This is a genomic window from Mycobacterium colombiense (assembly GCF_001672755.1).
Classification (GTDB): Bacteria; Actinomycetota; Actinomycetes; order Mycobacteriales; family Mycobacteriaceae; genus Mycobacterium; species Mycobacterium colombiense_C.
On the sequence record NZ_LZKI01000133.1, the window covers coordinates 61,993 to 82,924 of the forward strand.

The window sequence follows — 20,932 nt, forward strand, 5'->3', positions numbered from 1 at the left end:
GTGCCTCCCAACCGCGCCGGGCTGCCCCGGAGGATCCGATTGATGTCAACCGCTTATTACTGCCAAGTAGGGTCCGTGATTGTTTGTTTAATGCCCCGATCCAGGTCGCGTCAATCACGCTCTTTGTCGGGCGTGTCGGGATGCGAAGCGTCCTTGCCGGCGCCCGTGGTGCGCCGGCCCTCCCTGCGGTCGCGCAGCGCGATGTACAAAATCACCCCGACGACGATCACCGCAGGCAGAAACGCCGGCGCCGCCAACAGCAGGTAGTGGTGCGCCAGGAATTCGACGTGCGGAGTCACCAAGGTCGTATACCCATAGGTAGGTCGTGTACTTGGGCCGTTACCCTACTTTGAACACCTTTCATTCACCGCTGCCATCACACGTGGCAGATGTGTCCCCACGCGCGGACACGAAAAAGAGGCAAGGGGAGTACCTGGTGACTCAAGCGGCAACTCGACCGGCGGCCGAAACCGGCAACGACGAGGACATCCTGGCGGTGGCCCGGCAGCAGGTGCTGGAGGACGGCCAGGGATTGAGCCGGGACCAGGTGCTGCGGGTGTTGCAGCTGCCCGACGACCGCCTCGACGAACTGTTGGCGCTGGCCCACGACGTGCGGATGCGCTGGTGCGGTCCCGAGGTCGAGGTCGAGGGCATCATCAGCCTGAAGACCGGCGGCTGCCCGGAGGACTGTCACTTCTGCTCGCAGTCGGGTCTGTTCGCGTCGCCGGTGCGCAGCGCGCGGCTCGACATCCCCAGCCTGGTCGAGGCGGCCAAGCAGACCGCCAAGTCCGGCGCCACCGAATTCTGCATCGTGGCCGCCGTGCGCGGGCCGGACGAGCGGCTGCTGGCCCAGGTCGCGGCCGGTATCGAGGCGATCCGCAACGAGGTCGAGATCAACATCGCCTGCTCGTTGGGGATGCTGACGGCCGAGCAGGTCGAGCAGCTCTCCGAGATGGGCGTGCACCGCTACAACCACAACCTGGAGACCGCCCGTTCGTTCTTCACCAACGTGGTGACCACGCACAGCTGGGAAGAGCGCTGGGAGACGCTGTCGATGGTCCGTGACGCCGGCATGGAGGTCTGCTGCGGCGGCATCCTCGGCATGGGCGAGACGCTGGAACAGCGCGCGGAATTCGCCGCCGAACTGGCCGAACTGGGTCCCGATGAGGTGCCGCTGAACTTCCTCAACCCGCGGCCCGGCACCCCCTTCGGCGACCTGGAGGTCATGCCGGCGAGCGAGGCGCTGAAGTCGGTGGCCGCGTTCCGGCTGGCGCTGCCCCGCACCATGCTGCGATTCGCCGGCGGCCGGGAGATCACTCTGGGCGACCTGGGCGCCAAGAAGGGCATCCTCGGCGGCATCAACGCCGTCATCGTCGGCAACTACCTGACCACGCTGGGCCGGCCCGCCGAATCCGACCTGGAATTGCTGGACGACCTGCAGATGCCCCTCAAGGGCCTCAACGCCAGCTTGTAGGCCGGCTTCGCGGCTAGGGTTGGAGACTTGTGGTTGGCGATTTGGGCGCAGCGGTCAGCGCCGGCGTCTACAACGTCTACACCGGGGAATTAGGGGGCACCTCAGTGCCGACAGCGGCTCAGTTGGGTCTCGAGCCTCCGCGGTTCTGCGCGGCGTGCGGTCGCCGGATGGTGGTGCAGGTTCGCCCCGACGGCTGGCGCGCGCGCTGCTCGAGGCACGGTGAGGTCGATTCCGGCGATCTGGAGACGCAGCGGTGACCCAGCCGGCCAACACCGATGCGCCTCTCGTCACCGTTTCCCGGCGGGCGCGGCTGCGCGCGCTCCTGGTCGTGGCCCTCGGGTCGGCGGCCACCGGCCTGGTGATCGGCGGAGTGTGGGCGTGGATCGCCCCGCCGATTCGCGCCGTGGTGGCCCTCACCCGTTCGGGCGAGCGCGTCCATGACTATCTGGGCAACGAGTCCGAGCACTTCTTCGTCGCGCCGGCCCTGATGCTGGGGCTGCTGACGGTGCTGGCGGTGGTCGCCTCGGTCGGGGTATGGCAGTGGCGCGAGCACCGCGGGCCCGCCATGGTCATCGCCCTGTCGGGCGGCATGGTGGCGGCGGCCGCAGCGGCCTCGGCGGTGGGGGCCGGACTGGTTCGGCTGAGCTACGGCGCCCTGAACTTCGATGCGGTTCCGCTGACGAAGAGCCCGTCGGTCGCGTACGTCACGCAGGCGCCGCCGGTGTTCTTCTCGACTGGTCCGCTGCAGATCGCGGTGACCCTGTTGTGGCCGGCCGGCATCGCGGCCCTGGTCTACGCCGTGCGGGCGGCCGCGGACGCCCGCGACGACCTGGGTGCGCTGCCACCGGAGCCTAGGCCATCCGACGAGCTGCCGGTGGGAGGCGGAGGCGCCGCGGAAGCGCCGGTGTCATAGCGGGCGGCGGCCGATCTTGCGGCCCGTGACGACCTTGGCCGCGATCTTCAGCAGCCGGCCCATGCCGACGTAGGTCATCGGGTTGAACATCGTCGGCCACGTGGTGCGGACCAGGTTCTCGGTCAGCGGGCGGCCTTCGAAGCGATCTGTCAGCCAGCGCAGCGTCATCGGCGCCGACAGCGGATGCAGCATCATGTGCTCGTTGAAGGCGTCGCGGTGGTAGGTGACGTGCGCGCCGCCGGCCGAATACGCGTCGGCGAGCACGTCGATGTCGTGGACGTCGATCAGGTAGTCGTGCACGGCCTGCACGATCAGCACCGGGGGCGTCGGGACGGCGGCACCCAGCTTGATGTGATCGAAGACGTAGGTGACTTCGGGGCTGGACAGGATCTGCTCGAGCGGCTGGTCGAGGTAGTCGCCCATGTTCTTGCCGGCCATCCGAACCACGGCTTCCACCGTCGTCATCTTCTCCAGCGAGTCCAGCAGGGCGCGCCCCTCCTCGTTGGTGTGCTCCCGGATCACCCGGTCCAGATCGGGGTAGATGTGCGCGAGCGCGGCCACCACCAGCGCGGGAAGCCCGGACAGGAAGCTGCCGTTGAGTCGGCGGAAGGTGTTGCCCAGGTCGCCGACGGGTGAGCCCAACACCGCGCCGACGATGTTCAGCTCGGGCGCGTATTCGGCGCACATCTCGGCGGCCCAGGCGCTGGCCAGTCCGCCACCGGAGTACCCCCACAGCCCGACGGGGGCGGTGGCGGACAGGTTGAGGCGCTCCGAGTTGCGCGCGGCCCGGATGCCGTCCAGGACGCGGTAGCCGGGTTCATAGGGCGCGCCCCACAGGCCGCGCAGGCCTTCGTGGTCGGGCACGGAGACCGCCCACCCCTCGGCCACGGCGGCGACGATCAGGAAAAGCTCGAACTGGCCGATGGCGCCCAGCGCCTTGGCCCGGCGCCGCAGCGCGTAGGAGGGGAAACAGCGCGACGAGACGGCGTCGATCGCGCACTGGTAGGACAGCAGCGGGCAGGACTGGCCCGGAGCGAGGTCGGCGGGGACGATCACCGTCGTGGCGGTGGCCTCCGGCTCGCCGTTCATGTCCATGGTCCGGTACAGCAGCTGGACGGCCTTGATGGGCTGCGGGATCAGGCCGAGGAACGCCAGCTCGACGTTGCGCGAGCGCAGCACGGTCCCGGGCTCGGCGTGCTGGAAGCCCAGCGGCGGCTGGTAGAACGGGTCGTCCGAGGGCAGCAGCGGACGCACCTTGTGCTGCAGTTCCTCGTGCGGCGGCCGGGCGATCCATTCCGCGCCCTGCGTGCCTGCGAGGTTGCCGAGCTCAGCCATTGAGGCTCCCTTCGTGGCCACCCGGCATTCTCGCGCACGAACGGCAGGTAACCAAAACGTAATCGCCGCAGTGTGAGCGACTTCTCGTCACTCCGGCCAGATCAGACCGCTACTGAATTTCGAACCGCCCCCGCGTCGCCCGATGACGCTTTTCTGTCAGCCTAGCCTGGCAGCCCCGGCGGCCTGAGCGCGGCGAACTCGTCGGTGACCCGCAACGCCGCGTCGGTGAACCGGTACAGCGCCGCCGGACGTCCGCCGCTGCGCCCGGATTGTGCGATGGTGCCGGTCGCCCGGATGACGCCGCGCCGGGCCAGCACTCGCTGCAGGTTCGTCGCGTCCACCTGATAGCCCAGCGCGGCGCCGTAGATGTCGCGCAGCGTGGAAAGCGCGAATTCCCTTGGCGCCAAAGCGAAGCCGATGTTGGTGTAGGACAGCTTGGCGATCAGCCTGGTGCGGGCGTTGTCCACCATCTGACCGTGATCGAAGGCCATCGGCGGCAAGGAGTTCACCGGATGCCAGCGGGTGTCCGGCGGCAGCTCGGGGCTGGCGGGGGAGGGCACCAGGCCCAGGAACGTGGACGCGATCACGCGGGTGTCCGGCACCCGCTGCGGGTCGGAGAACACCGCGAGCTGTTCCAGGTGGGCCAGCTCTTTGAGGTCGACCTTCTCGGCCAGCTGGCGCCGGACCGAGGTGATCATGTCCTCGTCGTTGCGCAGCTGCCCGCCCGGCAGCGACCACTTGCCCTGTTGCGGCTCCCGGGCGCGCTGCCATAACAGCACGTTCAACTGCGGTTTCGCCGCCCGGCGTCCCTTCGTAACCTGTTCGGTCACTTCGCGAACCTGGAACACGACCGCGAGCACTTCGTGAGCGGTGCTACCATGGGCCATGTTTTCGATTATAAGTCGAAAACCTCCTGGGCTGAAAGGAGCCGCCATGACGGTTATCAATCGCATGGACACGCTCGCCGAAAGCATGATCGCCGACATCACGAATTCACCCGCCGGGTACGCCGGTGTGGCCGGTGATGAGCAATGGGCCGCCGAGGTTCGCCGCCTGGCCAAGCTGCGCGGCGCCACCGTACTGGCGCACAACTATCAACTGCCCGAGATCCAGGACGTCGCCGACCACGTGGGCGACTCGCTGGCGCTGTCGCGGATCGCCGCCGAGGCGCCCGAGGACACCATCGTGTTCTGCGGCGTGCACTTCATGGCCGAGACGGCCAAGATCCTGAGCCCGGACAAGACGGTGCTCATCCCGGACCAGCGCGCCGGCTGCTCGCTGGCCGATTCCATCACCGCCGACGAGCTGCGGGCCTGGAAGGACGAACACCCCGGTGCGGTCGTCGTCTCCTACGTCAACACGACGGCGGCGGTCAAGGCGCTCACCGACATCTGCTGCACCTCGTCCAACGCGGTCGAGGTCGTCGAGTCCATCGACCCCGACCGCGAGGTGCTGTTCTGCCCGGATCAGTTTCTCGGCGCGCACGTCCGCCGGATGACCGGTCGCGAGAACCTGCACGTGTGGGCGGGCGAATGCCACGTGCACGCCGGAATCAACGGCGACGAACTCAACGACCAGGCCCGCGCCAACCCCGATGCCGAGCTCTTCGTGCACCCCGAATGTGGTTGTGCCACTTCGGCCCTGTATCTCGCGGGTGAGGGCGCCTTCCCGCCGGACCGGGTGAAGATCCTGTCCACCGGCGGCATGCTGGAGGCCGCCAACCATACCAACGCACGCAAGGTGCTGGTCGCCACCGAGGTCGGCATGCTGTATCAATTGCGCCGCGCCGCACCGCAAGTCGACTTCCGCGCGGTCAACGACCGCGCTTCCTGCAAGTTCATGAAGATGATCACCCCGGCCGCGCTGCTGCGCTGCCTCGTCGAGGGAGCCGACGAGGTCGATGTCGATCCCGATGTCGCCGCCGCCGGCCGGCGCAGCGTGCAGCGAATGATCGAAATCGGCCACCCGGGCGGTGGCGAGTGACCGCCCGTCCCCAGTGGACGCACAGCGCCGACGTCGTCGTAGTCGGTACCGGCGTCGCGGGATTGGCCGCCGCGCTGGCCGCCCACCGCGCCGGGCGCAGTGTCGTCGTGCTGAGCAAGGCCGACCAGGCCCGCGGGGCGACCGCGACGCATTACGCGCAGGGCGGCATCGCGGTGGTGCTGCCCGACAATGACGATTCGGTGGAGGCCCACGTCGCCGACACGGTGGTCGCGGGCGCCGGTCTGTGCGACCCCCAGGCGGTCTACTCGATCGTCGCCGACGGCTACGCGGCCGTGGCCGAATTGGTCGGCGACGGAGCACGTTTCGACGAAGCCGCGCCGGGCAAGTGGGCGCTGACCCGCGAGGGTGGACACTCCCGGCGACGCATCGTGCACGCCGGCGGCGACGCCACCGGCGCGGAGGTGCAGCGGGCCCTCGACCACGCCGCGCGCACCCTGGATATCCGCACCGGCCATGTGGCGCTGCGGGTTCTGCACGACGGTGCGGCCGTGACCGGCGTCCTGGTCGGCACCCCCGGGGGGTGCGGAATCATCAGCGCGCCGTCGGTGATCCTGGCCTCGGGCGGCCTCGGGCACCTGTACGGCGCGACCACCAATCCCGAGGGCTCCACCGGCGACGGCATCGCGCTGGGCTTGTGGGCCGGTGTCCCGGTCAGCGATCTCGAGTTCATCCAGTTCCACCCCACGATGCTCTTCGCCTCCGATGCGGCCAGTGGGCGGCGTCCGTTGGTCACCGAGGCCATCCGCGGTGAGGGCGCGAAACTGATTGACCGGCAAGGCAATTCGGTGACGGCAGGTGTTCACCCGATGGGCGACCTGGCGCCCCGCGACGTCGTCGCCGCGGCCATCGACGCCCGGCTGAAGGCCACCGGCGATGTCTGCGTCTTCCTCGACGCGCGCCACATCGGCGACTTCGCCAACCGGTTCCCGACGGTGACGGCCGCCTGCCGGGCCGCCGGCATCGATCCCGTCCGGCAGCCCATTCCGGTTGTGCCCGGGGCGCATTACAGCTGCGGCGGCATCGTCACCGATGTCTTCGGCCAGACCGAACTGCCCGGGCTGTTCGCCGCGGGCGAGGTGGCGCGCACCGGACTGCACGGTGCCAACCGGCTGGCGTCCAACAGCCTGCTGGAAGGTCTGGTGGTCGGCGGGCGGGCCGGCAAAGTGGCGGCGGCGCATGCCGCCTCGATCGGGCGGGTGCACACGGTCGCGCCCGAACCGCTCGTCCACACCGCGCCCGAGCGCGCCGAGCTGCAGCGCGCGATGAGCCGCGACGCGTCGGTGGTGCGCGATGCCGCCGGACTGACCCGACTGTCCACGGTGCTGTCGCAGGCGCAGCGGCGTCCCGTGTCCGGCCGCCGCGACTTCGAGGACGTGGCGCTGGCCGTCGCCGCCCGCGCGGTCACGGCCGCGGCGCTGGCCCGCACCGAGAGCCGGGGCTGCCACCATCGCGAGGAATACCCGCAGACCGCATCCGAACTGGGACGCAGCAACGTGCTGCGCCTGGGCGACGACCAGAACGCGGTGCTGGTGGAGGCGTTGGCGGCGGTCGTATGACCACGATGTCCGACTGTGAACTGACCGCCGCGCGCGAAACCATCAAGCGGGGCCTGGTCGAGGACCTGCGCTACGGGCCAGATATCACCACCCTGGCCACGGTGCCCGCCGAGGCGGTCGCGACCGCGTCGATGGTGCCCCGCGAGCCCGGCGTGATCGCCGGCATCGACATCGCGCTGCTGGTGCTCGACGAAGTGCTCGGCGCGCGCGCCTACGAGGTGGTCGACCGCGTCGAGGACGGGGCCCGCCTGGAGGGGGGCCAGCCGGTGCTGACGCTGCGCGCCGAGACCCGCGGCCTGCTGACCGCCGAGCGGACCATGCTGAATCTCATCTGCCACCTGTCCGGGATCGCTACCACGACGGCGCACTGGGTGGACGCCGTGCACGGCACCAAGGCCCAGGTGCGCGATACCCGCAAAACGCTGCCCGGTCTTCGCGTCCTGCAGAAATACGCCGTCCGGGTCGGTGGCGGCGTGAACCACCGGCTGGGGCTCGGCGACGCCGCCCTGATCAAGGACAACCACGTGGTGGCTGCGGGATCGGTGGTCGAGGCGCTGCGGGCCGTGCGCGACGCGGCACCGGACCTGCCGTGCGAGGTGGAAGTGGATTCACTCGAGCAGCTGGACGAGGTGCTGCCCGAGAAGCCCGAGCTGATCCTGCTGGACAACTTCCCGGTGTGGCAGACGCAGATGGCCGTGCAGCGCCGTGACGCGCGGGCACCCGCCGTGCTGCTGGAGTCCTCGGGCGGGCTCAGCCTGGAGAACGCCGCCGCATACGCCGCGACCGGGGTGGACTACCTGGCCGTCGGCGCGCTGACCCATTCGGTTCGGGTGCTCGACATCGGCCTCGATATGTAGAAGGGCCCGCGTTGGTGCGCGCCCCGTCGGGTGTGCATCGTGGGCGCCACTTCTCGGCGCGTCGCCGCCCTGGGCGCACACTCCACGCCGCCAGAGCACACTCGACGCTGCGAGCGGCATTAGGCGTGCGCTCCAGGCGCGGGCTCGCCTCAGGCGCGGGCTCGCCTCAGGCGATGTCGCCGACGAAAACGCCGATCCGGCGCAGTTGCAGGCGCGCCAGCCCCGGCAGGCCGCCCCCGTCCGAGCCGGCGGGCAGGATTCGCGGGTTGATCAGGTGCACCGACCGGTTGCGGCTGAACTCCACGTCCGCCTCACCGGCGGCCAGCACGTTCTTCACCCAATTCGTCTTGCCATGGCCCAGCGCGATCGCCAGGGTGTTGCCCTTGCGATACGTGGTCACGATGGTCTCGTAGGGCTTGCCGGAGGTGCGGCCTCGGTGCTTGATCGTCGCGGTTCCGGGCAGGTATCGCACGATCGGCTTGAGTGCCGGGTTGAAGTATTTGATCTGGAAGCGCTCAAACCAGGGCGGGAAGACCATCGGGATGCCCGGGGCATTGTTGGGGTAATCCTTCGCGGACATGGCGGCTCCCTGGGTCGGCAACGCGGGTATGGCCTCGATACCGGCACTGTACCGGTCGGATATTGACTTGAGTTCCTCTGGGACAATGGACACCGTGAGCACCACCCAACCGTCGCCGATGGCCCGTATCGACCTGCGGGGCGCGGAGCTGACGGCTGCCCGATTGCGGGCGGCGCTGCCCCGCGGCGGCGCCGACGTGGAGGCGGTGCTGCCCAAGGTCCGGCCGATCGTCCAGGCCGTCGCCGAGCGCGGTGCCGAAGCCGCGTGCGAGTTCGGCGCCACGTTCGACGGGGTCCGGCCCCCGGCCGTCCGGGTGCCCGACGCCGCGCTGGAGAAGGCCCTGGCCGAACTGGACGAGAGGGTGGCCGACGCGCTGCGGGTGATGATCGATCGCACCCGCGCTGTGCATGCCGACCAGCGCCGCACCGACGTCACGACCACCCTCGGCCCGGGCGCGACCGTCACCGAGCGGTGGGTCCCGGTTGACCGGGTGGGGCTCTACGTGCCCGGCGGCAACGCCGTCTACCCCTCCAGCGTGGTGATGAACGTGGTGCCGGCCCAGGCCGCCGGTGTCGCCTCGCTGGTGGTGGCCAGCCCACCGCAGGCCCAGTTCGATGGCCTGCCGCACCCGACGATCCTGGCCGCGGCCCGGCTGCTGGGCGTCGACGAGGTGTGGGCCGTGGGCGGCGCGCAGGCGGTGGCGCTGCTGGCCTACGGCGGCACCGACCTCGACGGCGCCGAGCTGGCGCCCGTCGACATGATCACCGGGCCGGGCAACATCTACGTCACCGCCGCCAAGCGGCTGTGCCGGTCGCACGTCGGGATCGACGCCGAAGCCGGCCCGACCGAGATCGCGATCCTGGCCGACCACACCGCCGATCCGGCGCACGTCGCCGCCGACCTGATCAGTCAGGCCGAGCACGACGAGATGGCGGGCAGCGTCCTGGTCACCCCCAGCGCGGACCTGGCCGCCGCCACCGACGCGGAGCTGACCAACCAGCTGCAGACGACCGTGCACCGCGAACGGGTGATTGCCGCACTGGGCGGTCGCCAATCGGCCATCATCCTGGTCGACGACCTGGACGCCGGCGTCGAAGTGGTCAACGCCTACGCCGCCGAACACCTGGAGATCCAGACCGTCGACGCGCCCGCCGTGGCGGGCCGAATCCGTTCGGCCGGAGCCATTTTCGTCGGCCCGTATGCGCCGGTGAGCCTCGGTGACTACTGCGCCGGATCCAATCACGTGCTGCCCACCGCGGGCAGCGCCCGGCACTCCAGCGGCCTGTCGGTGCAGACCTTCCTGCGCGGCATCCACGTCGTCGACTACACCGAGGCGGCCCTCAAGGACGTGTCCGGACATGTGATCGCGCTCGCCGAGGCCGAAGACCTGCCGTCGCACGGCGAAGCGGTACGGCGGAGGTTCGAGCGATGAACGGCGAGAGGCCCACGCGCCAACCAACACTGGATGACCTGCCGCTGCGCGACGACCTGCGCGGTAAATCGCCTTACGGCGCACCGCAATTGGACGTACCGGTGCGGCTGAACACCAACGAGAACCCGCACCCGCCGAGCACGGCGCTGGTGGACGACGTGGTGCGGTCGGTGGGCCAGGCCGCCGCCGATCTGCACCGCTACCCCGACCGCGACGCGGTGGCCCTGCGGACCGACCTGGCCGCCTACCTGAGCGCGCAGACCGGCGTTGCGCTCGGAGTCGAAAACCTCTGGGCGGCAAACGGTTCCAATGAGATTCTGCAGCAGCTGCTGCAGGCCTTCGGGGGCCCGGGCCGCACCGCCATAGGTTTCGTCCCGTCCTATTCGATGCACCCGATCATCTCCGACGGCACCCGCACCGAATGGCTGCAGGCCGCCCGCGCCGACGACTTCGGCCTGGACGTCGACGCCGCCGTGGCCGCCATCGCCGAACGCCGGCCCGATGTGGTGTTCGTCGCCAGCCCGAATAACCCGTCCGGGCAGAGCGTTCCGCTGCCGGACCTGCGGCGGCTGCTCGACGTGGTGCCCGGCATTTTGATCGTCGACGAGGCCTACGGCGAATTCTCTTCGCAGCCCAGTGCCGTCGAGCTGGTGGGGGAGTACCCGACCAAGCTGATCGTCTCGCGCACCATGAGCAAGGCGTTCGCGTTCGCCGGCGGCCGGCTGGGCTACCTGATCGCCACCCCGGCGGTGATCGACGCGATGCTGCTGGTGCGGCTGCCGTATCACCTGTCGGTGCTCACCCAGGCCGCCGCCCGCGCCGCGCTGCGGCACGCCGATGACACCCTGGGCAGTGTGGCGACGCTGATCGCCGAACGCGAGCGTGTCTCAACCGCCTTGGCCGGCATGGGGTTTCGGGTGATTCCCAGCGACGCGAACTTCGTGCTGTTCGGCGAATTCGCCGATGCGCCGGCCACCTGGCAACGTTATCTGGACGCCGGCGTCCTGATCCGCGACGTCGGCATTCCCGGCTATCTGCGCGCCACCACCGGACTGGCCGAGGAGAACGACGCCTTCCTGCGCGCCAGCGCCCAGATCGCCGCCACCGAACTGGCACCAGTTACCCCCAGCCCCGTAGGAGCACCGTGACAGCGACCACTACCCGTCGTGCGCGCATCGAGCGCCGCACGAAGGAATCCGACATCGTCATCGAACTCGACCTGGACGGCACCGGCCAGGTCGACATCGACACCGGCGTGCCGTTCTACGACCACATGCTCACGGCCCTGGGCAGTCACGCCAGTTTCGACCTGACCGTGCGCACCAAGGGCGACGTCGAAATCGAGGGACACCACACCATCGAGGACACCGCCATCGCGCTGGGGCAGGCGCTCGGCCAGGCCTTGGGCGACAAACGGGGCATCCGGCGGTTCGGCGACGCGTTCATCCCGATGGACGAGACGCTGGCCCACGCGGCCGTCGACGTGTCCGGCCGCCCCTATTGCGTGCACAGCGGAGAGCCGGATCACCTGCAGCACACCACCATTGCCGGTAACTCGGTGCCGTATCACACGGTGATCAACCGGCACGTGTTCGAATCGCTGGCGATGAACGCGCGCATCGCGTTGCACGTGCGCGTCCTGTACGGGCGCGACCCGCACCACATCACCGAGGCGCAGTACAAGGCGGTTGCCCGTGCGCTGCGTCAGGCGGTCGAGTCCGACCCCCGGGTGTCGGACGTGCCGTCCACCAAAGGGGTTCTGTGACGGCACTCAAGAAAGTTGTTGTCCTTGACTACGGCTCGGGCAACCTCCGGTCGGCTCAGCGTGCGCTCGAGCGGGTCGGCGCGTCGGTAGAGGTGACCGCCGACGCCGATGCCGCGGCCGCCGCCGACGGCCTGGTGGTGCCCGGCGTCGGTGCCTACGAGGCCTGCATGACGGGGCTGCGCAACATCGGCGGCGAGCGCATCATCGCCGAGCGGATCGCCGCCGGGCGCCCGGTGCTGGGCGTCTGCGTCGGCATGCAGATTCTGTTCGCCCGCGGCGTCGAATTCAGTGTCGAGACCGACGGATGCGGTCAGTGGCCGGGCTACGTCACGCGACTGCAGGCGCCGGTCATCCCGCACATGGGCTGGAACGTCGTCGAATCCGGGCCCGGCACCGTCCTGTTCAAGGGACTCGATGCCGACACCCGGTTCTACTTCGTGCACTCCTACGCCGCGCAGCAGTGGGAGGGTTCGCCCGAGGCGGTGCTGACGTGGGCCACCCACGAGGGTCCATTTCTGGCCGCGGTCGAGGACGGGCCGCTGTCGGCCACCCAATTCCACCCCGAGAAGAGCGGGGATGCGGGCGCGGCCGTGTTGAGCAATTGGGTCCAGGAACTGTGAAGGACCTCGCGAAAGCGCTTTCTACCAAGCAACAGCCGGGGACGCGCGTAACGCGTTGCGATCTCGGCACACAGGAGGGAATGTGTTGATCTTGTTGCCCGCGGTCGACGTGGTCGACGGCCGCGCCGTGCGTCTGGTGCAGGGCAAAGCGGGCAGTGAAACCGAATACGGCTCGGCGCTGGACGCCGCGCTGACCTGGCAGCGCGACGGCGCCGAATGGATCCATCTGGTCGACCTGGACGCGGCGTTCGGCCGCGGCTCCAACCGCGAACTGCTGGCCGAGGTGGTCGGCAAGCTCGACGTGCAGGTGGAGCTGTCCGGCGGGATCCGCGACGACGATTCGCTGGCCGCCGCCCTGGCCACGGGCTGCGCCCGGGTGAACCTGGGCACGGCTGCCCTGGAGGACCCGCAGTGGTGCGCGCGGGCGATCAGCGAGCACGGCGACAAGGTCGCCGTCGGCCTGGACGTCCAGATCGTCGACGGCGCGCACCGGCTGCGTGGGCGGGGCTGGGAAACCGACGGCGGCGACCTGTGGGAGGTGCTGGAACGCCTTGACGGGCAAGGGTGTTCGCGGTTCGTGGTCACGGACGTGACCAAGGACGGGACGCTGGGCGGCCCGAATCTGGACCTGCTGGCATCCGTCGCCGACCGCACCGACGCCCCGGTGATCGCCTCCGGCGGCGTGTCCAGCCTCGATGACCTGCGCGCGATCGCCACCCTCACCGGTCGCGGGATCGAGGGCGCCATCGTGGGCAAGGCCCTCTACGCGGGCCGATTCACCCTGCCTCAGGCGCTGGCCGCGGTGGCGGAGTAGCGCCGCATGGACGTGCACACGTTGGTGGCGCAGGCGTCGGCGATTCTCGACGATGCGGTCGAACCGTTCCTTGCCGGCCACCGCGCCGATTCCTCGGTCCGCAAGAAGGGCAACGACTTCGCCACCGACGTGGATCTCGCGATCGAGCGAGAGGTGGTCGCCGCACTCGTCGAGGCCACCGGGATCGGGGTGCACGGCGAGGAATTCGGCGGTTCGGCCGTCGACTCGCCATGGGTGTGGGTGTTGGATCCCGTCGACGGCACCTTCAACTACGCGGCCGGATCGCCGATGGCCGGAATCCTGCTCGGCCTGCTCAATCACGGTGACCCGGTGGCCGGACTGACCTGGTTGCCGTTCATCGACCAGCGCTACACCGCGGTGGCGGGCGGCCCGTTGCGCAAGAACGGGGTGCCGCAGCCGCCGCTGGCCGCCGTCGACCTGGCCGACGCCCTGGTCGGCGCCGGGTCGTTCAGCGCGGACGCGCGCGGCCGATTCCCGGGGCGTTACCGAATCGCGGTGCTGGAGAACCTCAGCCGGGTCTCCTCGCGACTGCGCATGCACGGCTCCACCGGCCTTGACCTGGCGTTTGTCGCCGACGGAATACTCGGGGCGGCAATAAGTTTCGGCGGTCACGTGTGGGACCACGCCGCCGGGGTGGCACTGGTCCGGGCCGCCGGCGGCGTCGTCACCGACCTGGCCGGCGAGCCGTGGAATCCTGATTCGGATTCCGCGCTGGCGGCCGGTCCCGCCGCGCACGCCGAGATCCTGGAAATACTGCGCGCCACCGGCGGACCGGAGAACTACTGAGATGGCCCCGAATCCGCACGGCCTCGCGGTGCGAGTGATCCCATGTCTGGACGTCGACGGCGGCCGGGTGGTCAAGGGCGTCAACTTCGAAAACCTCCGGGACGCGGGCGATCCCGTGGAACTCGCGGCCGCCTATGACGCCGAAGGCGCCGACGAGCTGACCTTTCTCGATGTGACCGCGTCGTCGTCCGGGCGGGCCACCATGCTGGATGTGGTGCGCCGCACCGCCGAGCAGGTCTTCATTCCGCTGACCGTCGGCGGCGGGGTGCGCACCGTGGCCGACGTCGACGTCTTGCTCCGTGCGGGCGCCGACAAGGTGTCCATCAACACCGCCGCGATCGCCCGCCCCGAGCTGCTGGCCGAGATGGCACGGCAGTTCGGATCCCAGTGCATCGTGCTGTCCGTCGATGCCCGCACGGTGCCGCCGGGCGCGGTGCCGACGCCGTCTGGCTGGGAGGTCACTACGCATGGCGGGCGGCAGGGCACCGGGCTGGACGCCGTCGAGTGGGCCTCGCGCGGAGCCGATCTGGGGGTGGGGGAGATCCTGCTGAACTCGATGGACGCCGACGGCACCAAGGCCGGGTTCGACTTGGAGATGCTGCAGGCGGTGCGGTCGGCGGTCACGGTGCCCGTCATCGCCAGCGGCGGCGCCGGGGCGGCCGAACACTTCGCGCCCGCGATCGCGGCCGGCGCCGATGCGGTGTTGGCGGCCAGCGTGTTTCACTTCCGGGAGCTGACCATCGGTCAGGTGAAGGCCGCCATGGCCGCAGAAGGGATCACCGTGCGATGAAGCTCGACCCGCAGATCGCCGCGCGGCTGAAGCGCAACGCCGACGGCCTGTTCACCGCCGTCGTGCAGGAGCGCGGCAGCGGTGACGTGCTGATGGTCGCCTGGATGGACGACGCGGCGCTGGCCCGGACCCTGGAAACCCGTGAGGCGACGTATTATTCACGATCCCGCGGTGAGCAGTGGATCAAGGGGGCGACGTCCGGCCACACCCAATACGTCCACTCGGTGCGCCTGGACTGCGACGGCGACAGCGTGCTGCTGACGGTCGACCAGGTCGGCGGCGCCTGCCACACCGGCGACCACAGCTGCTTCGATGCCGACGTGCTGCTGGCGCCGGAGCGATGACCGCCTAGCCCGGCATTACATCGAGTCCGTTGGCCGCGGCCACCGCGGCGCGGGTCCATTCCCGGCGCGCGACGGCCGGTTCGATCCGGTCGCGGCGAATGGCTTCGACATCGATCGCCGTTCCGCTGATCGCCGCGCGGGGCACCCGAAAGGAAAAGGCGCGCTCCTCGGTGGCGACGGCCAATAGCGCGTCGGTGTCGGTAAAACCGTTAACGCGCATGGTGTCCTCGGCCCAGCGGAACGGCTTGAGGCCGGCGAAATCTTTGACGTAAACCACCCATAGTCGAACGCCGCGGCGCGTGTGCAGGTTGTTCAGCGCCCGTTCGACCGTGTTGTGCTCGAGCGGGCCGAGCACCCCCGATTGATCGGTGATCTGGCTGGACAGCCTCAGGGCCGGCTTCGGCGGCGGCGCAACGGTATTCGCGGTGGTTCGTGTCGTCGGCGCCGAGGCGCCGGGCTCCGGCCGGTCGTCGTGGCCGTTGAGCAGGCGGATCCCGATGACGGCGGCTACCGCGACCAGCGCGGCGGCGACCAGGACGACCACCAGTGCCACCGCCCCGACCCGGCCGCCGCGAGTCGGTGGCGCAGCGACTTCCGGGGTTGGCGGTGTTGCGATGACTTCCGTTGGCGCGGAGATGATGTCGGTGGCGCCCACCGCTTCGGGCGGTGCGGTGTCCGCCCGGCCGGCCAGCGCCGCGGCGAAATCCGCGCACGACGCGTAGCGCTCGGACGGGTGCTTGGCGAGCGCCCTGGCGATGACGGGATCGAGTTCGGCCAAGTCGGGCCGCCGCTGGCTGATCAGCGGTGGCGGTGCGGACAGGTGCTGGCCGATGACCACCGCCGGGTTGGTGGAATGGAACGGCGCCGATCCGGTCAACAGGTTGTAGGCCGTGCACCCCAGCGCGTATTGGTCGGCCTGCGCATCGAGGTCCGCGCCCTGCAGTTGCTCGGGCGCGCAGTAGGCGGTGGTCCCCACCAACATGTTCGTCGCGGTCAGGCCGCTGATCTCACCCAGCTCGCGGGCAATGCCGAAGTCGGCCAGCACGATCCGCCGCCGCGGATTGGCAGGAGAACTCGAGCCCAGCAAGATGTTGGCCGGTTTGACGTCACGGTGCAGCAGGCCCCGCGAGTGGGCGTAATCGAGCGCATCGGCGACCGCCGAAATGACCTCGATCACCTCAACTTTGGGCATGCCGGAGGGATAACGGCTGCGCAGCAGCTCCGAGACGTCGATGCCCTCCACGTAGTCCATCGACAGCCACAGCTTTCCCTCGAACTCGCCGCGGTCGTGGATGCCGACGATGTGCTCGTGGTACAGGCTGGCGGCCAGATCGGCCTCGCGGTTGAAGCGTTGGCGGAACTCGTCGTTCGCGGTCAGCTCGCCGGACAGCACCTTGAGCGCGTCGCGGCGGGGCAGCCGCGGGTGCCGGGCCAGATAGACCTGGCCCATGCCGCCGGCGCCCAGCCGTCGAACGATGGTGTAGCCGGCAAACACCTGTCCTGGAGTCAGGCCTTCGCCGTCGCCACCGCTGTCGGGCATGTGAGCATGCTACTGACGCCGTCGCTGCCGGAACCGATTATCGGCGACCGAGTCGGGTCCGGCGCCGGCGTTGCGTGGCCCAGCAATCGTGTCTGCGGTCACTTTCCGCGGGCGCGGGCGCACGACTTCGACAAGAATGGCGGTCAATGTCGAAATGGTTGTCCTGGAACGTCGTTGTGCCGGTGCTTTCCGTCGTCGTGCTGGCATTGATCTGGGGCAAGACGCTCGGGCCGGTGCTGGTCGGGTTGACGGCGCTGTTTCTCATCGGTGCGGTGGTCGCCGCGGTGCATCACGCGGAGGTGGTCGCCCACCGGGTCGGCGAGCCGTTCGGGTCGTTGGTGCTCGCGGCCGCGGTGACCGTCATCGAGGTGGCTTTGATCGTCGAGCTGATGGCGTCCGGCGGCAACGAGACGGCGACCCTGGCCCGGGACACGGCCTTCGCCGCGCTGATGATCACCACCAACGGGATCGCCGGGTTGTCGCTGCTGCTCGGTTCCCGGCGCTACGGCGTGACGCTGTTCAACGCCGAAGGCAGCGGCGCCGCGCTGGCCACCGTGACCACGCTGGCGACACTGAGCCTGGTGCTGCCCGCGTTCACCACCACCGCCGTCGGCAAGGAGTTCTCGCCCGGGCAGCTCACCTTCGCCGCGGTCGCCTCGCTGCTGCTCTACCTGGTGTTCGTGTTCACGCAGACCGTCCGGCACCGCGACTTCTTCCTGCCGATCGCGCAGAAGGGCCAGAAGAGCCTGTTCGCGGACGAAAGCCATGCCGACCCACCGACCACCCGCGCGGCGCTGACCAGCCTCGGGTTGATGCTCGGCGCGCTGGTGGCGGTGGTGGGTCTGGCCGAGGAGGAGTCGCCGGCGGTCGAGAAGGCGGTGACTGCGGTCGGCTTCCCGCAGTCGTTCGTGGGCGTGATCATCGCCGCGCTGGTGCTGCTGCCCGAGACGCTCGCGGCCGTGCGGGCGGCGCGGCAGGGGCGCATCCAGATCAGCCTGAACCTGGCGTACGGATCGGCGATGGCCAGCATCGGGCTCACCATCCCGGCGATCGCGCTGGCGTCGATCTGGCTCAAGGGGCCGCTGGTGCTCGGCCTCGGTGCCATCCAGCTGGTGTTGCTCGCCCTGACGGTGGTGATCAGCGTGCTGACGGTGGTGCCCGGGCGGGCGACCCGCCTGCAGGGCGAGGTGCATCTGGTGCTGCTGGCCGCCTACGTGTTCCTGGCGATCAGCCCCTGACGGCTACGTCCGGGCGCGCAGCGTCGCCAGCGCCTTGTCGGCGTGGCTGTCCATGTTGAACTCGCTGGAGATCACCTCGAGCACCGTGCGGTCGGTGTCGATCACGAACGTCGTGCGCTTGACCGGCATCAGCTTGCCGAGCAGGCCGCGCTTGACGCCGAACTGCGTGGCGACGGCGCCGCCGCTGTCCGACAGCAGCGGGTAGTCGAACTTCTGCAGGTCGGCGAACTTGGCCTGCTTCTGGACGTCGTCGGCGCTGATGCCCACCCGGCTGGCCCCCACCGCGGCGAATTCGGAGGCCAGGTCGCGGAAGTGGCACGCTTCCTTGGTGCAGCCGGGCGTCATCGCGGCCGGGTAGAAGAACAGCACGACGGGCCCACCGGAGAGCAGTTCGCTGAGCTTGCGCGGCGTCCCGGTCTGATCGGGTAACTCGAAGTCCGCGACGGTGTCACCAGGTTTCATGGCGGACACGCTACGCCGCCGCCGACGTCGGGCTGGCCCGAAGCACAGCCCGATTGCCCGATTCCTCCCCGCCCCGCTGCGCGGGCCGCATCGTCATCGGGCGGCAACCCGTCTGGGAGGATGGTTCCGTGCACGCCCACCTCGCCGCGACGACCTCACGAGAGGATTTCCGTCAGCTGGCAGCTGAGCACCGCGTGGTTCCGGTGACCCGCAAGGTGCTGGCCGACAGCGAGACGCCGCTGTCGGCCTACCGCAAACTCGCCGCCAACCGCCCCGCCACCTTTCTGCTGGAATCGGCCGAGCACGGCCGTTCCTGGTCGCGGTGGTCGTTCATCGGCGCCGGGGCGCCGTCGGCGCTGACCGTGCGCGACGGTGAGGCCGTCTGGCTGGGCGTGGTGCCACAGGACGCACCGACCGGGGGCGACCCGCTGCAGGCCCTGCGGGCCACGTGCGAGCTGTTGGCCACCGCCCCGCTCGACGGGCTGCCGCCGCTGTCGGGCGGGATGGTCGGGTTCTTCGCCTACGACATGGTGCGGCGCCTGGAACGGCTGCCCGAGCTGGCCGTCGACGACCTGAAGCTGCCCGACATGTTGCTGCTGCTGGCCACCGATGTGGCCGCGGTCGATCACCACGAGGGCACCATCACGCTGATCGCCAACGCCGTGAACTGGAACGGGACCGACGAGCGGGTGGACGAGGCCTACGACGACGCGATCGCCCGCCTGGACGTGATGACGGCGGCGCTGGGCCAGCCGTTGCCGTCCACGGTCGGCACGTTCGAGCGGCCCGAGCCGCGCTACCGCGCGCAGCGCAGCGTCGAGGATTACGGAAAGATCGTCGACTACCTGGTCGACCAGATCGCCGCGGGTGAGGCCTTCCAAGTGGTGCCCTCGCAACGGTTCGAAATGGACACCCACGTCGATCCGATCGACGTGTACCGGATGTTGCGGGTCACCAACCCGAGCCCCTACATGTATCTGCTGCAGGTACCGAATGGCGCTGGCGGAACTGATTTTTCGATCGTCGGCTCCAGTCCGGAGGCGCTGGTCACCGTTGCCGACGGCGCCGCGACCACCCATCCGATCGCCGGCACCCGGTGGCGCGGGGGCACCGAAGAAGAGGACCAGCTGCTGGAAAAGGAGCTGCTGGCCGACGAGAAGGAGCGCGCCGAGCACCTGATGCTCGTCGACCTGGGCCGCAACGATCTGGGCCGGGTCTGCGCGCCGGGCACCGTGCGCGTGGAGGACTACAGCCACATCGAACGCTATAGCCACGTCATGCACCTGGTGTCGACGGTGACCGGCACGCTCGCCGAGGGTCGCACCGCGCTGGACGCGGTGACGGCCTGCTTCCCGGCCGGCACGTTGTCTGGCGCACCGAAGGTCCGGGCTATGGAGCTCATCGAAGAGGTGGAGAAGACGCGCCGCGGCCTGTACGGCGGCGTGGTCGGTTACCTGGACTTCGCCGGCAATGCCGACTTCGCGATCGCCATCCGCACCGCCCTGATGCGCGACGGCACCGCGTACGTGCAATCCGGGGGTGGGGTCGTGGCGGACTCCAACGGCCCCTACGAGTACACCGAGGCGACCAACAAGGCCCGCGCGGTGCTGTGCGCGATCGCGGCCGCCGAGACGCTCACCGAACCCGGCCCCAGCGGCGATGAGTGAGGAAGACGCGGACACCGGTCGGGCGAACAGCCGGTGGCTGATCCGGATTGCCCAGGCAGTGCTGGTGATTGCCGCCGCGACGTTGTGGGTGGCGTCACGCCTGCCGTGGGTCGTCATCCGGTCCTTCGACGGGCTGGGGCCGCCCAAACAGGTGACCTTGGCCGGTGGTGCGTGGTCGACGGCGCTGCTGCCGTTGGCGTTGCTCCTGCTGGCCGCGGCCGTCGCCGCCATCGCCGTGCGGGGTTGGCTGCTGCGCGCGCTGGCGGGCCTGCTGGCGGTGGTCAGCATGGCGGTGGGCTACCTGGGGATCAGCCTGTGGGTGCTGCCCGACGTGGCGGTACGCGGCGCCGAGCTGGCGCATGTCTCGGTGATGTCGCTGGTGGGAAGCGAGCGGCGGTACTGGGGCGCGGGCGTCACGGTGGCCGCCGCGGCCTGCACGTTGATCGCCGCCGTCCTGCTCATGCGTTCCGCGTCCGACTCGGGGTCGGCCCGCTCGAGCGCAATAAAGTACGCCGCACCGGCGACGCGCCGGTCGATTATGCGACGCGAAGAGGCCGACGGGGCGATGCTGGAGGAGCCGGAGACGCCGGGAATGTCGGAGCGGATGATCTGGGACGCGCTTGACGAGGGACGCGACCCAACCGATCGGCCGAACGAGTCTGACACCGAGGGTCGGTGACGGGCCGCAAGCCGCGGGCCGCTACCCTTCATTCACGTCGTCGCAATCGGCCGGG

23 protein-coding genes are annotated in these 20,932 nt (G+C 69.8%); 17 read left to right on the top strand and 6 right to left on the bottom strand.

Annotated elements, in window-relative coordinates; all coding sequences use genetic code 11:
* Positions 1-110: 110 nt before the first annotated feature.
* Positions 111-302 (bottom strand): hypothetical protein, encoded by a 192-nt coding sequence (locus A5708_RS19085; protein ID WP_065030118.1) that lies wholly within the window; start codon positions 300-302, stop codon positions 111-113.
* A gap of 134 nt (positions 303-436) precedes the next feature.
* Here A5708_RS19085 and bioB point away from each other — a divergent pair, with 134 nt between their 5' ends.
* From bioB to A5708_RS19100, 3 genes are read left to right on the top strand one after another with little or no spacing between them, the layout of a single operon-like run.
* Entirely contained in the window at positions 437-1,474 is a 1,038-nt protein-coding gene (gene bioB, locus A5708_RS19090) for a biotin synthase BioB (protein ID WP_065030150.1), read from the top strand.
* A 29-nt stretch (positions 1,475-1,503) separates the two neighbouring features.
* On the top strand, positions 1,504-1,731 hold the full coding sequence (locus A5708_RS19095) for a hypothetical protein (RefSeq protein WP_064883538.1): 228 nt from the start codon (positions 1,504-1,506) through the stop codon (positions 1,729-1,731).
* Positions 1,728-2,387: a DUF2567 domain-containing protein gene (locus A5708_RS19100; RefSeq protein ID WP_065030119.1), complete on the top strand. Its 660-nt coding sequence runs from the start codon at positions 1,728-1,730 to the stop codon at positions 2,385-2,387. The genes A5708_RS19095 and A5708_RS19100 overlap by 4 nt, the downstream gene beginning before the upstream one ends.
* Here the strand turns inward: A5708_RS19100 and A5708_RS19105 are convergent.
* Both A5708_RS19105 and A5708_RS19110 read right to left on the bottom strand, forming a co-directional pair.
* Complete coding sequence (locus A5708_RS19105; protein WP_065030120.1) at positions 2,382-3,722, bottom strand: lipase family protein; 1,341 nt, start codon at positions 3,720-3,722, stop codon at positions 2,382-2,384. The two genes, A5708_RS19100 and A5708_RS19105, sit on opposite strands and share 6 nt — an antisense overlap.
* Positions 3,723-3,883: 161 nt before the next feature.
* Complete coding sequence (locus A5708_RS19110; RefSeq protein ID WP_065030121.1) at positions 3,884-4,609, bottom strand: NUDIX hydrolase; 726 nt, start codon at positions 4,607-4,609, stop codon at positions 3,884-3,886.
* A gap of 46 nt (positions 4,610-4,655) precedes the next feature.
* On the opposite strand from A5708_RS19110, the gene nadA reads away from it, so the two are divergent.
* Genes nadA through nadC form a run of 3 tightly spaced genes read left to right on the top strand, consistent with a single transcriptional unit; the run spans position 4,656 to position 8,139 of the window.
* Positions 4,656-5,705 (top strand): quinolinate synthase NadA, encoded by a 1,050-nt coding sequence (gene nadA, locus A5708_RS19115; protein WP_065030122.1) that lies wholly within the window; start codon positions 4,656-4,658, stop codon positions 5,703-5,705.
* Positions 5,702-7,282, top strand: a complete 1,581-nt coding sequence (locus tag A5708_RS19120) for an L-aspartate oxidase (RefSeq protein ID WP_065030123.1) — start codon at positions 5,702-5,704, stop codon at positions 7,280-7,282. The genes nadA and A5708_RS19120 overlap by 4 nt, the downstream gene beginning before the upstream one ends.
* On the top strand, positions 7,279-8,139 hold the full coding sequence (nadC, locus tag A5708_RS19125) for a carboxylating nicotinate-nucleotide diphosphorylase (RefSeq protein WP_065030124.1): 861 nt from the start codon (positions 7,279-7,281) through the stop codon (positions 8,137-8,139). The genes A5708_RS19120 and nadC overlap by 4 nt, the downstream gene beginning before the upstream one ends.
* Before the next feature lie 166 nt (positions 8,140-8,305).
* Here the strand turns inward: nadC and A5708_RS19130 are convergent, their stop codons facing one another.
* Positions 8,306-8,719 carry a nitroreductase family deazaflavin-dependent oxidoreductase gene (locus A5708_RS19130; RefSeq protein WP_065030125.1) on the bottom strand — a complete coding sequence of 138 codons (414 nt, stop codon included), beginning with the start codon at positions 8,717-8,719 and terminating at the stop codon, positions 8,306-8,308.
* Between the two features lie 85 nt (positions 8,720-8,804).
* Here A5708_RS19130 and hisD point away from each other — a divergent pair, with 85 nt between their 5' ends.
* The 8 genes from hisD (at position 8,805) to hisI (ending at position 15,291) form a co-directional block, all read left to right on the top strand.
* Positions 8,805-10,151 (top strand): histidinol dehydrogenase, encoded by a 1,347-nt coding sequence (gene hisD, locus A5708_RS19135; RefSeq protein ID WP_065030126.1) that lies wholly within the window; start codon positions 8,805-8,807, stop codon positions 10,149-10,151.
* Positions 10,148-11,299 (top strand): histidinol-phosphate transaminase, encoded by a 1,152-nt coding sequence (locus A5708_RS19140; protein WP_065030127.1) that lies wholly within the window; start codon positions 10,148-10,150, stop codon positions 11,297-11,299. Before hisD ends, A5708_RS19140 begins: the two co-directional genes overlap by 4 nt.
* Positions 11,296-11,916, top strand: a complete 621-nt coding sequence (hisB, locus tag A5708_RS19145) for an imidazoleglycerol-phosphate dehydratase HisB (RefSeq protein WP_065030128.1) — start codon at positions 11,296-11,298, stop codon at positions 11,914-11,916. Before A5708_RS19140 ends, hisB begins: the two co-directional genes overlap by 4 nt.
* Positions 11,913-12,536: an imidazole glycerol phosphate synthase subunit HisH gene (gene hisH / locus A5708_RS19150; protein WP_065030129.1), complete on the top strand. Its 624-nt coding sequence runs from the start codon at positions 11,913-11,915 to the stop codon at positions 12,534-12,536. The genes hisB and hisH overlap by 4 nt, the downstream gene beginning before the upstream one ends.
* An 82-nt stretch (positions 12,537-12,618) precedes the next feature.
* Positions 12,619-13,350 carry a bifunctional 1-(5-phosphoribosyl)-5-((5-phosphoribosylamino)methylideneamino)imidazole-4-carboxamide isomerase/phosphoribosylanthranilate isomerase PriA gene (gene priA / locus A5708_RS19155; protein WP_065030130.1) on the top strand — a complete coding sequence of 244 codons (732 nt, stop codon included), beginning with the start codon at positions 12,619-12,621 and terminating at the stop codon, positions 13,348-13,350.
* A gap of 6 nt (positions 13,351-13,356) precedes the next feature.
* Positions 13,357-14,157: an inositol monophosphatase family protein gene (locus A5708_RS19160; protein ID WP_065030131.1), complete on the top strand. Its 801-nt coding sequence runs from the start codon at positions 13,357-13,359 to the stop codon at positions 14,155-14,157.
* 1 nt (position 14,158) lies between these two features.
* On the top strand, positions 14,159-14,947 hold the full coding sequence (gene hisF, locus A5708_RS19165; protein WP_065030132.1) for an imidazole glycerol phosphate synthase subunit HisF: 789 nt from the start codon (positions 14,159-14,161) through the stop codon (positions 14,945-14,947).
* Positions 14,944-15,291, top strand: coding sequence for a phosphoribosyl-AMP cyclohydrolase (gene hisI / locus A5708_RS19170; RefSeq protein ID WP_065030133.1), 348 nt, complete (start codon positions 14,944-14,946; stop codon positions 15,289-15,291). Before hisF ends, hisI begins: the two co-directional genes overlap by 4 nt.
* 4 nt (positions 15,292-15,295) lie before the next feature.
* On the opposite strand, the gene A5708_RS19175 is transcribed toward hisI, so the two are convergent.
* Positions 15,296-16,831, bottom strand: coding sequence for a serine/threonine-protein kinase (locus A5708_RS19175; protein ID WP_065030134.1), 1,536 nt, complete (start codon positions 16,829-16,831; stop codon positions 15,296-15,298).
* Between the two features lie 146 nt (positions 16,832-16,977).
* Here A5708_RS19175 and A5708_RS19180 point away from each other — a divergent pair, with 146 nt between their 5' ends.
* Complete coding sequence (locus A5708_RS19180; protein ID WP_065030135.1) at positions 16,978-18,069, top strand: calcium:proton antiporter; 1,092 nt, start codon at positions 16,978-16,980, stop codon at positions 18,067-18,069.
* Positions 18,070-18,072: 3 nt separating this feature from the next.
* Here the strand turns inward: A5708_RS19180 and A5708_RS19185 are convergent, their stop codons facing one another.
* A complete protein-coding gene (locus tag A5708_RS19185; protein WP_065030136.1) occupies positions 18,073-18,531 on the bottom strand; it encodes a peroxiredoxin in 459 nt (152 codons plus the stop codon).
* 128 nt (positions 18,532-18,659) lie between these two features.
* On the opposite strand from A5708_RS19185, the gene A5708_RS19190 reads away from it, so the two are divergent.
* Positions 18,660-20,198, top strand: a complete 1,539-nt coding sequence (locus tag A5708_RS19190) for an anthranilate synthase component I (RefSeq protein WP_065030137.1) — start codon at positions 18,660-18,662, stop codon at positions 20,196-20,198.
* Entirely contained in the window at positions 20,191-20,877 is a 687-nt protein-coding gene (locus A5708_RS19195) for a TIGR02234 family membrane protein (protein ID WP_065030138.1), read from the top strand. Before A5708_RS19190 ends, A5708_RS19195 begins: the two co-directional genes overlap by 8 nt.
* Positions 20,878-20,932 lie beyond the last annotated feature (55 nt).